Genomic DNA, 11,802 nt, shown 5'->3' with positions numbered 1-11,802 from the left:
GGGCCGGTTCGCCACCGGCTCTCTCCCTGCCGGGCCCCATCTTCCGAGGAGACCCGTTGGGCGAGAAGCACATCGTCCGGTTCGAGCCCGTCGGCATCGAGATCGAGGTGGACGAGGACCAGACCATCCTGCGTGCCGCGGCCGAGCAGGGCGTCCAGCTCATGCACGGCTGCAAGGAAGGCCAGTGCGCAGCCTGCAAATCGTTCGTGCTCGAGGGTGAGGACATCGAGCTGGACCGCTATTCGACGTTCGCGTTGCCGGACTTCGAGAGGGAGGAGGGGCAGACGCTGCTCTGCCGGGCCCACGCCTACGAGGACCTGACCATCGAGCTCCTCAACTACGACGAGGAGATCATCCGGGGCGGGCTTCCCCTGCGGCGCGGCACGGTCGAGGTCGTGTCCATCGACGCGGTGACCCACGACATGCGCCACCTGGTCGTCAAGCTGGTCGAGCCCGAGGAGATCAAGTTCTTCCCGGGCCAGTACATGGACTTCCGGGTGCCGGGCACCGACGAGACCCGCTCGTTCTCGATGGCGAACCCGCCCGGCCGGGACGGCCAGTTCGAGTTCGTCATCAAGATCTACCCCGACGGCCTGTTCTCCGGGTTGCTGGCCTCCCGGTTGCAGGTGGGGGACCGGCTGGAGGTGGAGGCGCCGTTCGGCACCTTCACCCTCCGCGAGAACCGCACCTCCGACCTGCTGTTCATCGGCGGCGGTGCGGGGATGGCGCCGATGCTCGGGCTGCTGAGGTCGATGGCCGAGCGCGGGATCGAGCGGCGGGTCACCTTCTACTACGGGGCCCGCTCCGCCCGGGACCTGTGCTTCGAGAAGGAGCTCGCGCGTCTGCAGGAGCAGCTGCCCGGACTGACGTTCGTGCCGGCGCTGTCCGAGCCGGCGGAGGAGGACGACTGGCAGGGCGAGACCGGTCTGATCACCGACGTCGTCGCCCGGCACGAGTCCGGGGCGGCCGGGAAGGACGCGTACGTCTGCGGCCCACCGCCGATGGTCGACGCCGCGGTGGCGGTGCTCGAACGGCTCGGCTGCACGACCGACCACATCTTCTACGACAAGTTCACCACCACCGGTGATCCGGAGGACCAACCGTGACGACAACAGAGCGGACCCCCACAGAACGCCCGGAACGGAGCGTTCCCAAGCCCGTCTTCACCGATGCCGAGGCCGGGGCGCGCGAGTTCCCCGACTCGTCGGCGAGCGCTCGTCGCTACAACTACTTCAAGCCGGCCAAGCGCAAGCAGACGCACTACGAGGACGTCACGGTCGACGTCCAGCCGGACCCGCGGCACTACCTCACCCAGGGTTGGATCTACGGCTTCGCCGACGGTTCCACCGGCTACCCGCTGCACTGGACGAAGCTCAAGGCCTGGGGTGTCGACAAGCCGGAGCCGCAGCGCGGCATCGGCACCGGTGGCCTGCCGGTGGAGAACTGGCCCGCCCACGGCTGGCACGAGTTCCGCGATCCCAACGAGGAGTGGGAACAGACGATTTACCGCTACAACGCGAACGTCGTCCGCCAGCTGAACCAGAACATCGAGAACGCGCGGTACACGAAGTCGTTCGCGCAGTGGTCGCCGAACTGGGTGCGGTTCGTCGAGCGCCACGTCGGTGCCTGGATGCACATCGAGCACATCCTGGGCCTCTACGTGTTCGCGGCGAACGAGCGGTCCGCGCCGACCAACATGCACAACACGGCCCTCGCCGTGAACAGCGCGCACAAGATCCGGTTCGCGCAGGACCTCGCGCTCTACAACCTCACCCTCTCCGAGGAGATCGAGGGCTTCGACGGGGCGGCGCACCTCGCCGCCTGGAACTCCGACGCGGAGTGGCAGGGCGTGCGCCAGGTGTGCGAGGCCCTCACCGCGGTCCAGGACGACTGGGGCGAGGCGATCTTCGCCGCGAACGTCGTGTTCGAGCCGCTGCTCGGGGAGCTGTTCCGCAGCAACCTGGTGATGCAGTCGGCCGCGGGCAACGGCGACTACGTCACGCCCACCGTGATGGGTGCGGGTGAGTACGACTACGCCCAGCGCGACCTGCGCTGGACGATCGCCTGCTTCGCGCCGCTCACGCAGGACCGCGAGTTCGCCGACCACAACACCGCGCTCATGCAGGGGTGGCTGTCGCACTGGGTGCCGCTGGCGCTCGACGCGGCCCGCAAGCTGCAGCCGCTGTGGTCGCAGCCCGACGCCAGGCCGCCGCGTTTCGAGGACAGCCTCGACACCGCCAAGAACCGGTTCGCCGGGATCTGCCGCGATCTCGGCCTCTCGATCCCCGAGGAGCTGAAGAAGTGACCGCGACGACCAGCCGCTTCGAGCAGAACAGCACCGCGTCGAACATGTGCGGATTCACGTTGATGAACAGCCAGGTGGGGGTGCTCATCGCGAACGTGATGAGCCGGCTGGACAACGTGAAGGTCACCCACCTGCCCTCGATGATCCGCGTCGACGGCCAGAACCGGTTCGACGTCGTCTACGCCGACGTCGACGAGGAGGCCGGCGAGGAGGAGGGCTGGTTCAACGCCGCCGAGTTCGAGGAGGCGATGTCCACCCACTACGGCCGGATGGTCCACCTGGACGACCGCACGATCATGTTCGCCAATCCGGAGGACGCGGCTGAGTACCTCGATTTCGACCTGAAGCCCGTCAACTGATCACACCCCTCGTGAGTGGATACGGGTGCCGGGGCACTCGTATCCACTCACGGGGCCCAGTTTCAGGAGAACCCGCGCATGGCGAAGGAACTGCGATTCGGCGCCGACGGCAGGCAACTGCTGCAGGCCGGAGTCGACCAGCTGGCCGAGACCGTCAAGAGCACGCTCGGTCCCAAGGGCCGCAACGTCATCCTGGAGAAGATCACCGGATCGCCCGAGGTCACCAACGACGGCGTCACGATCGCGCGGGAGATCCACCTGCGCGACCCGTTCGAGAACATGGGCGCCCAGCTGGTGAAGGAAGCGGCGGTCAAGACCAACGACACCGTCGGTGACGGCACCACCACCGCGATCGTGCTGGCCCAGGCGATCGTGCGGGAGGGGATGAAGGCCATCTCCGCCGGCGGCAACCCCGTGCTCGTCAAGCGCGGCATCGACCTGGCGGTGAGCCGCATCGTCGAGCACCTGCAGCGGGTGACTCACCCCGTGTCGACCGAGCAGGAGCTGGCCCGCGTGGCGTCGATCTCGGCGAACGACGACGAGGTGATCGGCGCCGTCGTCGCGCGGGCGCTGCACACGGTCGGCGAGGACGGCGTGGTCACCGTGGAGGACGTGCCGCAGCACGGCGTGAGCGTCGGCTTCGTCGAGGACTTCGAGTTCGACAACGGGTACGTCACCCCGTACATGGCCACCGATCCCGGGAGCCTGGAAGCGATCGTCGACGACCCGTACCTGCTGTTCACGGCCGAGAAGGTCAAGGACGTCCAGCAGCTGATGCCGGTGCTCGACAAGATCATGCGCGGCGAGCGGCGCCCGCTGGTGCTCATCGCCGAGACCGTCGAGGGCACGGCACTGCAGATGCTGGTGCACAACCACGTCAACGGCACGTTCCAGGCCGTGGCGATCCGGGCGCCCGGCTTCGGCGAGAAGCGCATCCACCTGCTCGAGGACATGGCCGCGCTGTGCGGGGGCAAGGTGCACAGCCGCAGCGCCGCGTTCGCGCTGGAGCAGATGACCACCGAGCACTTCGGGCGGGCCGCCCAGGTGCGCGTGACGAGCGACAGCACCACGATCATCGGTGGCCGCGGCGAACGGGCGGCGCTGGAGCGGCGGCTCACGCAGCTGCGTGCCGAGCTCGCGCGCGCCACGATCGGCACCGACGAGGACTTCCTGTCCGAGCGGATCGCCCGGCTGTCGGGCAAGGCCGCGGTGCTCGCCGTAGGCGCGCCCACCAACGCCGAGGCCAAGGAGATCCGCCACCGCGTGGACGACTCCCTGCAGGCCACCCGCGCGGCCATCGCCGAGGGCATCGTGGCGGGCGGCGGGGCCGCGCTGCTGCACGCCGAGCCCGCGCTCGACGACCTGCACGTCGACGGCGACTACCGGATCGGGGTCGAGATCGTGCGGCGCGCCCTCACCGAGCCCGTGCACCTCATCGCCTCCAACGCCGGCTACGACGGCGACGAGGTCGTCAAACAGGTCACCGCTCTGGGTGTTGACGAGGGCTTCGACGCGTTGGAAGGTCGGTTCGGCGACCTCGTCGAGTCCGGTGTGATCGACCCGCTGCGCGTCGTGCGGTCCGCACTGCAGAACGGCGCGTCCGTGGCCGGGCTGATCCTCACCACGAACTCGCTGGTGGCGGAGGAGGTCACGCCGTGGAACAAGTCGCTCATGACCGAGTTCGGGCAGCTCGACGAGGGCATCCCGCAGCCGTCGCCGGACTCGAGCACGCCGCAGTCGCTGGGCCTGGGCCCGTCGATCGGTTAGGTCGGACCCCGCTGAACCGGACCCCAACGAGGAGGTCACTGTCGTGAAGGCAGTACGCGTGCACGACTACCACACGGATCCGAAGATCGACGACATCGACGAGCCCACGCTGCAGGGGCCGCTCGACGTGATCGTCAAGATCGGTGGCGCGGGTGTGTGCCGCACCGATCTGCACATCCTGGAAGGCCAGTGGGCCGAGGCGATGGGCCCGACGCTGCCCTACGTGATCGGGCACGAGAACGCGGGCTGGGTGCACGCCGTCGGCGACGGGGTCACCAACGTGGCGGTCGGGGACACGGTGATCCTGCACCCGCAGCCGTCGTGCGGGCTGTGCCTGGCCTGCCGGCGGGGCAAGGACATGCAGTGCGTCAACGCGTTCTTCCCCGGCCTGTCCGACAACGACGGGGGCATGGCGGAGTACCTGCGCACCACCGCGCGGGCCTGCGTGAAGCTCGACCCGTCCACCAACCCGGCCGACGTGGCCGCGCTGGCCGACGCCGGCATCACCGCCTACCACGCGGTGCGCAAGGCGGTGCCCGTGCTGTGGCCCGGCACCACCGCCGTCGTGCAGGGCGCCGGCGGGCTCGGGCACATCGGCATCCAGTGCCTGGCCGCCCTCACGGCCACCCGCATCGTGGTGGTCGACAAGAACCCGGACGCCCTGGAGCTCGCGAGGCAGATCGGCGCGGACGAGACCGTGGTGGCCGACGGCTCGCACGTCGACGCGGTCAAGGACCTCACCGGTGGTGAGGGGGCCACCGTGGTGTTCGACTTCGTGGCCGAGCAGGGCGCGGAGAACGACGCGTGGCAGATGACCGCGCCCGACGGTTACCAGTACGTCATCGGTTACGGCGGCGACTTCTCCGCACCGACGCTCGATTTCGTCGCGAACGAGAAGAACGTGATCGGCAACATCGTCGGCACGTACACCGACCTGGCCGAGCTGATGGTGCTGGCGCAGGCGGGGAAGGTCACCCTGCACACGAAGCAGTACCCGCTCGACGCGGCGCTGGACGCGCTGCACGACCTCGATGCCGGTCGCGTGCGCGGCCGGGCGATTCTGGTTCCCTGACGCGAAAGGCCCACCACGATGTACGAGAAGGACGGCGAGAAGTACTTCATCGTCGATTCGCACAGCCACTTCTGGGATGCGAGCCGGGAGAACTGGAAGCCGGGCGCCGAGCAGTACGCGAAGGGCTGGATCGACTGCTTCTACGGCTACCACCAGCTCGGCCCGCCCGAGACCCACTGGGACTACGACCACTACCTGAAGGTCACGCCGGAGGACTTCGAGCGCGACATGTTCATCGAGGGCCACGTCGACTACGCGGTCTTCCAGTCCACGTACCTCAAGGAGTGGTACACGAACGGCTTCAACACCGTCGAGCAGAACGCGCAGCTGCTCGAGCGGTTCGGGGACCGCCTGATCGTCAACGGGCGTTTCGACCCGCGCGACGGCGACCCCGGCCTGAAGCAACTCGAGATGGACGCCGAGAAGTACAACCTGAAGGGCGTCAAGCTCTACACCGCCGAGTGGAACAGCGGCTCGCGCGGCTACAAGCTGTCCGACCCCGAGGCCTACGTGTTCCTGGCGAAGGCGCAGGAGCTGGGCATCAAGAACATCCACGTCCACAAGGGCCCCACGATCTGGCCGCTGGACAAGGACGCGTTCGACGTGGCCGACGTCGACCACGCCGCCACCGACTTCCCGGAGCTCAACTTCATCGTCGAGCACGTCGGGCTGCCCCGCATCGAGGACTTCTGCTTCATGGCGGTGCAGGAGCCCAACGTGTACGCCGGCCTGTCCGTCGTGATCGGCGGCCTGATGCACGCCCGGCCGAAGTTCTTCGCGAAGGTCATGGGCGAGCTGCTGTTCTGGGTCGGCGAGGACAAGATGACCTTCGGCGGCGACTACAACATCTGGGTGCCGAAGTGGCAGGTCGAAGGCTTCGTCGACTGGCAGATGCCCGACGACGACGCGTTCACCGACTACCCGAGGCTCACCACGGCCACGAAGAAGAAGATCCTCGGGCTGAACGCGGCGAAGCTCTACGACATCCCGGTTCCGCCCGAGTGCCGGCTGGAGACGTCGGCGGGCGCGCAGGACACGCCGGGCGAGCAGCTGGTCACCGAGGCCGCGGCGGCCGGTTCGTCGTGACCGCGCCGACCACCGGGCTCGCAGGCGCGGTGTGGGCGGCGTTGGACACGGTGCGCGACCCCGAACTCGATCAGCCGATCACCGAGCTGGAGTTCGTGGCGTCGTGCACCGTGTCCGACGACGGCGTGGCGACCGTGCGGCTGCGGCTGCCCACCTTCTTCTGCGCGCCGAACTTCGCGTGGCTGATGGTGGCCGACGCCCACGACGCCGTGTCGGCGGTACCCGGAGTCACCAGCGCCGACATCGCGCTGGAGGACCACTTCGCCTCGGTGACGATCAACGAGGGGGTGGCCGCCCGGGCGGGGTTCGTGGCCGCGTTCGACGGGGAGGCGCAGTCGGAGCTCGACGAGCTGCGCGCGGTGTTCCTGCGGAAGGCGGCGCTGGCGGGCCAGGACCGGCTGGCCCGCCCGCTGGTGGACGCCGGTGCCACGCCCGAGCAGCTCGCGGTCGCGCGTCTCGGCGACCTCCCGCCGTCGCCCGACCTCGACCGGCTCCGGCAGCGGCGGGCCGCCGTCGGCCTGCCGCACGGCCCGGACGCCCCGCTCCTGCTCCACCCGGACGGGGCACCGGTCACCGCCGACCAGGTGCCGTTGCACCTGCGCCGGGCCCGGCTCACCCGGGTCGGCATCGAAGCCAACACCCACACGTGCCGCGACCTGCTCGCCGCCCGCTACCCGCATGAGGTGTCCTCGTGACGACGACCCAGCCGGTCCGCACCGACGCGGACTTCCCGGCCCGGCGGCTCGCCCTGGTCGAGCTGTTCCTGGTGCGGATCCTGCGCCTGGAGCCCGCCGAGGCCACGGTCGAGGCCGACGCCCTGCAGCACGCCGTCTCCGCACGGCTGCTCGACCGCATCGACGCGCTGCTCGGCCGCCCGGAGCGGGACCTGCGCGGCGCGCCGATCCCACGGGGGGACGGATGGCCGTGAGCACCGAGACCTACAACCCGTGGACCGTGGTGCACGTGGTGTTCGAGCACCTCGCCGAGGCCGGGCTGCACCCCGTGCTCGGTGAGACCGGCGACCCGGGCGAGCCGGCCGCGGCCCTGCTGCGGGCACTGGGCATCGAACCCGGACGCGAGGACGAGGGCCCGGCCGCCCCGGCCGTGCAGGCACAGCTCGCCGAGATCAGGGCCCGGATGTTCCCGGGCGTCGAGGAGGGGTCACCGTGAGCGCACCCGCCGCACCGCCCACCGCGGTGCGCAGGCTCGACACGCCCGGCGCCGCCGGGCTGGCCGAACTCGCCGCGGTGTTCGAGGACCTCCAGTACGCCCTGCGCTGCTGCGAGCACCTCGTCACCGAGCTGGCCCGGCCCGAGCCCGACCCGGTGGCGGTGGAGGCGCTGTGGACGGGCGCCCTGCTCGCCTACGCCCGCTGCTTCTCCGCGCGCACCGCCGTGCTCACCGTCGCCGACCTGGACGAGCTCGAACAGGAGCAGCCGGGGGAGTACGCGAAGCTGCACGCGGTGCTGCTGAAGCTGCGCGACCACCTCGCGTCGCGGCACGTCAACCCGCGGGAGGCGTTCTCGATCGGGGCGGCGCAGGCCAACGACGGCACCCCCACCGGGGTGGCGGTGGTCTCCAGCCCCCGCCCGCTGGTCGAGGAATCCACGGTCCGCCTGCTCGGGCGGCTCGCGTACTTCCTCGCCGGCCGGATCGACGCCCGCATGCAGGAGCGGCAGAGCGAGGTGCTCGGCGAGGCCGCGGCCCTTTCGCCCGCGGAGCTGGCGAAGCTGCCGCTGGTGCACCTGAGCTGACGCGCCCGGTCCACGAGCCGGGGATTGGCCATGGCGGGCGGCGGCGCGGCGGATGATGCTGCAGGCATGACGAGCCGCCCGTTCGCCCAGGTCGACGTCTTCTCCGCCGTGCCGTACCGGGGCAACCCGGTCGCGGTCGTGCTCGACGGCGACGGCCTCACCACCGAGCAGATGCAGCGGATCGCGAACTGGACGAACCTGTCCGAGACGACGTTCGTGCTCCCGCCGATCACCCCGGCCGCCGACTACCGCGTCCGCATCTTCACCCCGGCCGAGGAGCTCCCGTTCGCCGGTCACCCCACGATCGGCACCTGCCACGCGTGGCTGGAGCGCAACCCCCAGCACACGGCCGACACCGTCGTGCAGGAGTGCGAGGCCGGGCTGATCACGCTGCGCCGCACCGGCGGCAGGCTCGCGTTCGCCGCCCCGCCCCTGGTGCGCGACGAGCCGGTGGACGAGGAGCTGCAGGTTCGCATCGCGCGCATCCTGGGCGTCGACCGGGCCGGGATCGTGGACGCCCGGTGGATCGACAACGGCCCCGGCTGGGTGGGCGTCCTGCTCGAGGACGCGAAGACGGTGCTCGCGGTCGACCCGAACGCCGAGGACCTGAAGCTGGGCATCGCCGGGCCGTACCCGGCGGGTTCGCCGGAGGCGATCGAGGTCAGGGCGTTCTTCCCGGCGGGCCGCACCAGCTTCGAGGACCCCGTGACCGGGAGCCTCAACGCGGGCCTCGCGCTCTGGCTCCTGCGCACCGGCCGCCTCCAGGCCCCGTACGTCGCGTCCCAGGGCGCCGCGCTGGGCCGGGCGGGTCGCGTGTACGTCGACCAGGACGCGGACGGCGCGGTGTGGGTCGGCGGCGACGCGGTCACCTGCGTGGAGGGCCGGATCGAGGGTTGAGGCTCGCCCGGGGGGCCGGAGTGCACTAAGAACGAATCATGGCCCTCGCCTACGTCATCGGCACCTTCGACACCAAGGGTGCGGAGCTGGCCTACGCGGCGGAGCGGCTGCGCGCGGCGGGGGCGGGTGTCGTCACCGTCGACGTGTCCACGCAGGAGCGCGGCAGCCCCGCGGACGTCCAGCCCGGCGAGGTGGCGGCACACCATCCCGACGGCGCCCGTGCGGTGTTCACCGGCGACCGCGGTGGCGCCGTCGCCGCGATGGCCGTGGCGCTGGAGCGGTTCCTGCGCAGCCGCTCCGACGTCGGCGGCGTGCTCGGGCTCGGCGGCTCGGGCGGCACCGCGCTGGTCACCCCGGCGATGCGGGCGCTGCCGGTGGGCGTCGGCAAGATCATGGTGTCGACGGTGGCGTCGGGCGACGTCGCCCCGTACGTCGACGCCTCGGACATCGCCATGTGGTACTCGGTCACCGACGTCGCAGGCCTCAACCGGATCTCCCGGCGGGTGATCGGCAACGCCGCGCACGCGCTCGCCGGCATCGTCACCCACGACGTCCCCGCCGCCGACGACCGGCCCGCGGTGGGCCTCACGATGTTCGGGGTCACCACCCCCTGCGTCACGGCTGTCACGGAGCGGCTCGGCGACGCCGTCGACCCCCTCGTGTTCCACGCCACCGGCACCGGCGGGCGGGCGATGGAGAAGCTCGTGGACGACGGGCTGGTCGGCTCGGTCCTCGACATCACCACCACCGAGGTGTGCGACCTGCTGGTCGGCGGGGTCTTCCCGGCCACCGAGGACCGCCTCGGCGCGATCATCCGCACCGGCGTGCCGTACGTCGGGTCGTGCGGCGCGCTCGACATGGTCAACTTCGGGGCGCCGTCCACCGTGCCCGCGCAGTTCGCCGGCCGCACCTTCTACGAGCACAACCCGCAGGTCACGCTCATGCGCACCACACCGGAGGAGAACGTCGCGATCGCCCGGTTCCTGGCGCGGCGGCTCAACGAGTGCGAGGGTCCGGTGCGGTTCCTGCTGCCCACCGGCGGCGTCTCCGCGCTGGACGCTCCCGGGCAGGCGTTCTGGGACCCCGAGGCCGACGAGGCCTTGTTCTCCACCCTGGAGGCCGAGGTGCACCGCACCGGCCGGCGGCGGGTCGAACGCCTGCCGCACCACGTCAACGATCCCGAGTTCGCCGACGCCCTGGTGGCCGCCTGGCAGGAGGAGCAGAAGTGACGGCACGGTTCGCGCGGGCGGAGCTGGTCGAGAAGTTCCAGGACATGGCCGGCCGCGGTGAGCCGATCGTCGGCGGCGGGGCGGGCACCGGCCTCTCGGCCAAGTGCGAGGAGGCCGGCGGCATCGACCTCATCGTCATCTACAACTCCGGCCGCTACCGCATGGCAGGCCGCGGCTCGCTGGCCGGCCTGCTCGCCTACGGCAACGCCAACCAGATCGTGGTGGAGATGGCCGCCGAGGTGCTGCCCGTCGTCGAGCACACCCCGGTGCTGGCGGGCGTCAACGGCACCGACCCGTTCCTGCTCACCGACCGGTTCCTGCGCGAGCTGGCCGACCTGGGCTTCGCCGGCATCCAGAACTTCCCCACCGTCGGCCTGATCGACGGCGTGTTCCGGGCCAACCTGGAGGAGACCGGGATGGGGTACGGGCTCGAGGTCGACCTCGTCGCCGCCGCCCGCGAGGCCGACCTGCTCACCACGCCCTACGTCTTCTCCGCCGACGACGCGCGCGCCATGACGCGCGCGGGCGCCGACATCATCGTCTGCCACATGGGCCTCACCACCGGCGGGTCGATCGGCGCGGAGACCGCGAAGTCGCTCGACGACTGCGTCGAGCTCATCGACGAGTGGGCGGCCGCCGCGCGGGAGGTCCGCGAGGACGTGCTGGTGCTCTGCCACGGCGGCCCGATCGCGATGCCCGACGACGCCGCGCACGTGCTGGCGCGCACGAAGCACTGCCACGGCTTCTACGGCGCCTCCTCGATGGAACGCCTGCCCACCGAGAAGGCGCTGACCGAACAGACCCGCGCGTTCAAGACCCGTCTCGACCGATAGGAGATCCCATGCCCCGCCCGTACGCCAGTGGTGTCGTACCCGCCTCCGCCGACGACGTGTGGAAGGTGGTGCGCGACTTCAACGGCCTCCCCGCCTGGCTCCCCGCGGTCACGGCGAGCGAGCTCGACGAGGGCGGCTCCGGCGCCGAGGTCGGCGCGGTCCGCCGCCTGACCCTGGACAACGGCGGCACCGTGGTCGAACGCCTGGTGGAGCTGCACGACGGTGAGCGCCGCTGCACCTACGAGATCCTCGAGAGCTCGTTCCCCGTGCGCCGCTACGTCTCGACGTTCCGCGTCGCCCCGATCACGGCCTCCGGCGAGACGTTCGTCGAGTGGTGGTCGGAGTACGACGCCGACGGTGCCGACGAGGCGAACCTGACCCAGACCTTCGCCGACGGGATCTACGGCGCCGGCATCGCGGCGCTGCGCAAGCACTTCGACGGCTGAGCCCGGGTTCCGCGGAACCCGGCGGCAGCTTGATCAGCGGATTGGCGCGTTTCC

14 protein-coding genes are annotated in these 11,802 nt (G+C 70.8%); all 14 read left to right on the top strand.

Annotation, left to right across the window (positions count from 1 at the left end):
• Positions 1 to 56 precede the first annotated feature (56 nt).
• The 14 genes from ACFPL3_RS05045 (at position 57) to ACFPL3_RS04980 (ending at position 11,748) form a co-directional block, all read left to right on the top strand.
• A complete protein-coding gene (locus ACFPL3_RS05045; RefSeq protein ID WP_343942904.1) occupies positions 57 to 1,106 on the top strand; it encodes an FAD-binding oxidoreductase in 1,050 nt (349 codons plus the stop codon).
• Positions 1,103 to 2,305: an aromatic/alkene monooxygenase hydroxylase subunit beta gene (locus ACFPL3_RS05040; protein WP_343942903.1), complete on the top strand. Its 1,203-nt coding sequence runs from the start codon at positions 1,103 to 1,105 to the stop codon at positions 2,303 to 2,305. Before ACFPL3_RS05045 ends, ACFPL3_RS05040 begins: the two co-directional genes overlap by 4 nt.
• Positions 2,302 to 2,664, top strand: coding sequence for a propane 2-monooxygenase effector subunit MimD (mimD, locus tag ACFPL3_RS05035; protein WP_379588430.1), 363 nt, complete (start codon positions 2,302 to 2,304; stop codon positions 2,662 to 2,664). The genes ACFPL3_RS05040 and mimD overlap by 4 nt, the downstream gene beginning before the upstream one ends.
• A gap of 78 nt (positions 2,665 to 2,742) precedes the next feature.
• Positions 2,743 to 4,431 carry a chaperonin GroEL gene (groL, locus tag ACFPL3_RS05030; protein ID WP_343942902.1) on the top strand — a complete coding sequence of 563 codons (1,689 nt, stop codon included), beginning with the start codon at positions 2,743 to 2,745 and terminating at the stop codon, positions 4,429 to 4,431.
• Positions 4,432 to 4,474: 43 nt separating this feature from the next.
• Positions 4,475 to 5,503 carry an NAD(P)-dependent alcohol dehydrogenase gene (locus ACFPL3_RS05025; protein ID WP_343942901.1) on the top strand — a complete coding sequence of 343 codons (1,029 nt, stop codon included), beginning with the start codon at positions 4,475 to 4,477 and terminating at the stop codon, positions 5,501 to 5,503.
• An 18-nt stretch (positions 5,504 to 5,521) separates the two neighbouring features.
• Entirely contained in the window at positions 5,522 to 6,589 is a 1,068-nt protein-coding gene (locus ACFPL3_RS05020; RefSeq protein ID WP_343942900.1) for an amidohydrolase family protein, read from the top strand.
• Entirely contained in the window at positions 6,586 to 7,284 is a 699-nt protein-coding gene (locus ACFPL3_RS05015) for an iron-sulfur cluster assembly protein (protein ID WP_343942899.1), read from the top strand. The genes ACFPL3_RS05020 and ACFPL3_RS05015 overlap by 4 nt, the downstream gene beginning before the upstream one ends.
• Entirely contained in the window at positions 7,281 to 7,517 is a 237-nt protein-coding gene (locus tag ACFPL3_RS05010) for a metal-dependent transcriptional regulator (RefSeq protein ID WP_379588429.1), read from the top strand. The genes ACFPL3_RS05015 and ACFPL3_RS05010 overlap by 4 nt, the downstream gene beginning before the upstream one ends.
• Positions 7,514 to 7,759 (top strand): hypothetical protein, encoded by a 246-nt coding sequence (locus tag ACFPL3_RS05005; RefSeq protein WP_343942898.1) that lies wholly within the window; start codon positions 7,514 to 7,516, stop codon positions 7,757 to 7,759. Before ACFPL3_RS05010 ends, ACFPL3_RS05005 begins: the two co-directional genes overlap by 4 nt.
• Complete coding sequence (locus tag ACFPL3_RS05000) at positions 7,756 to 8,343, top strand: hypothetical protein (protein WP_343942897.1); 588 nt, start codon at positions 7,756 to 7,758, stop codon at positions 8,341 to 8,343. Before ACFPL3_RS05005 ends, ACFPL3_RS05000 begins: the two co-directional genes overlap by 4 nt.
• A gap of 66 nt (positions 8,344 to 8,409) precedes the next feature.
• On the top strand, positions 8,410 to 9,240 hold the full coding sequence (locus tag ACFPL3_RS04995) for a PhzF family phenazine biosynthesis protein (protein WP_343942896.1): 831 nt from the start codon (positions 8,410 to 8,412) through the stop codon (positions 9,238 to 9,240).
• A gap of 38 nt (positions 9,241 to 9,278) precedes the next feature.
• Positions 9,279 to 10,469, top strand: a complete 1,191-nt coding sequence (locus ACFPL3_RS04990) for a Tm-1-like ATP-binding domain-containing protein (RefSeq protein WP_343942895.1) — start codon at positions 9,279 to 9,281, stop codon at positions 10,467 to 10,469.
• Entirely contained in the window at positions 10,466 to 11,302 is an 837-nt protein-coding gene (locus ACFPL3_RS04985) for a phosphoenolpyruvate hydrolase family protein (RefSeq protein WP_343942894.1), read from the top strand. Before ACFPL3_RS04990 ends, ACFPL3_RS04985 begins: the two co-directional genes overlap by 4 nt.
• Positions 11,303 to 11,310: 8 nt before the next feature.
• Positions 11,311 to 11,748, top strand: coding sequence for an SRPBCC family protein (locus ACFPL3_RS04980; protein WP_343942893.1), 438 nt, complete (start codon positions 11,311 to 11,313; stop codon positions 11,746 to 11,748).
• Positions 11,749 to 11,802: the final 54 nt, after the last annotated feature.

The sequence above is a fragment of the Pseudonocardia zijingensis genome, from assembly GCF_042657305.1.
In the GTDB taxonomy this organism is placed as follows: Bacteria; Actinomycetota; Actinomycetes; order Mycobacteriales; family Pseudonocardiaceae; genus Pseudonocardia; species Pseudonocardia zijingensis.
Note: the sequence above shows the minus strand (reverse complement) of the source record. Positions and strands in the feature narration are given on the sequence as shown.

Coding starts and splice junctions, on each gene's coding strand:
- groL (WP_343942902.1), top strand. CDS start 2,743: ATGGCGAAGGAACTGCGATTCGGCGCCGACGGCAGGCAACTGCTGCAG.
- ACFPL3_RS05020 (WP_343942900.1), top strand. CDS start 5,522: ATGTACGAGAAGGACGGCGAGAAGTACTTCATCGTCGATTCGCACAGC.
- ACFPL3_RS04995 (WP_343942896.1), top strand. CDS start 8,410: ATGACGAGCCGCCCGTTCGCCCAGGTCGACGTCTTCTCCGCCGTGCCG.
- ACFPL3_RS04990 (WP_343942895.1), top strand. CDS start 9,279: ATGGCCCTCGCCTACGTCATCGGCACCTTCGACACCAAGGGTGCGGAG.
- ACFPL3_RS04980 (WP_343942893.1), top strand. CDS start 11,311: ATGCCCCGCCCGTACGCCAGTGGTGTCGTACCCGCCTCCGCCGACGAC.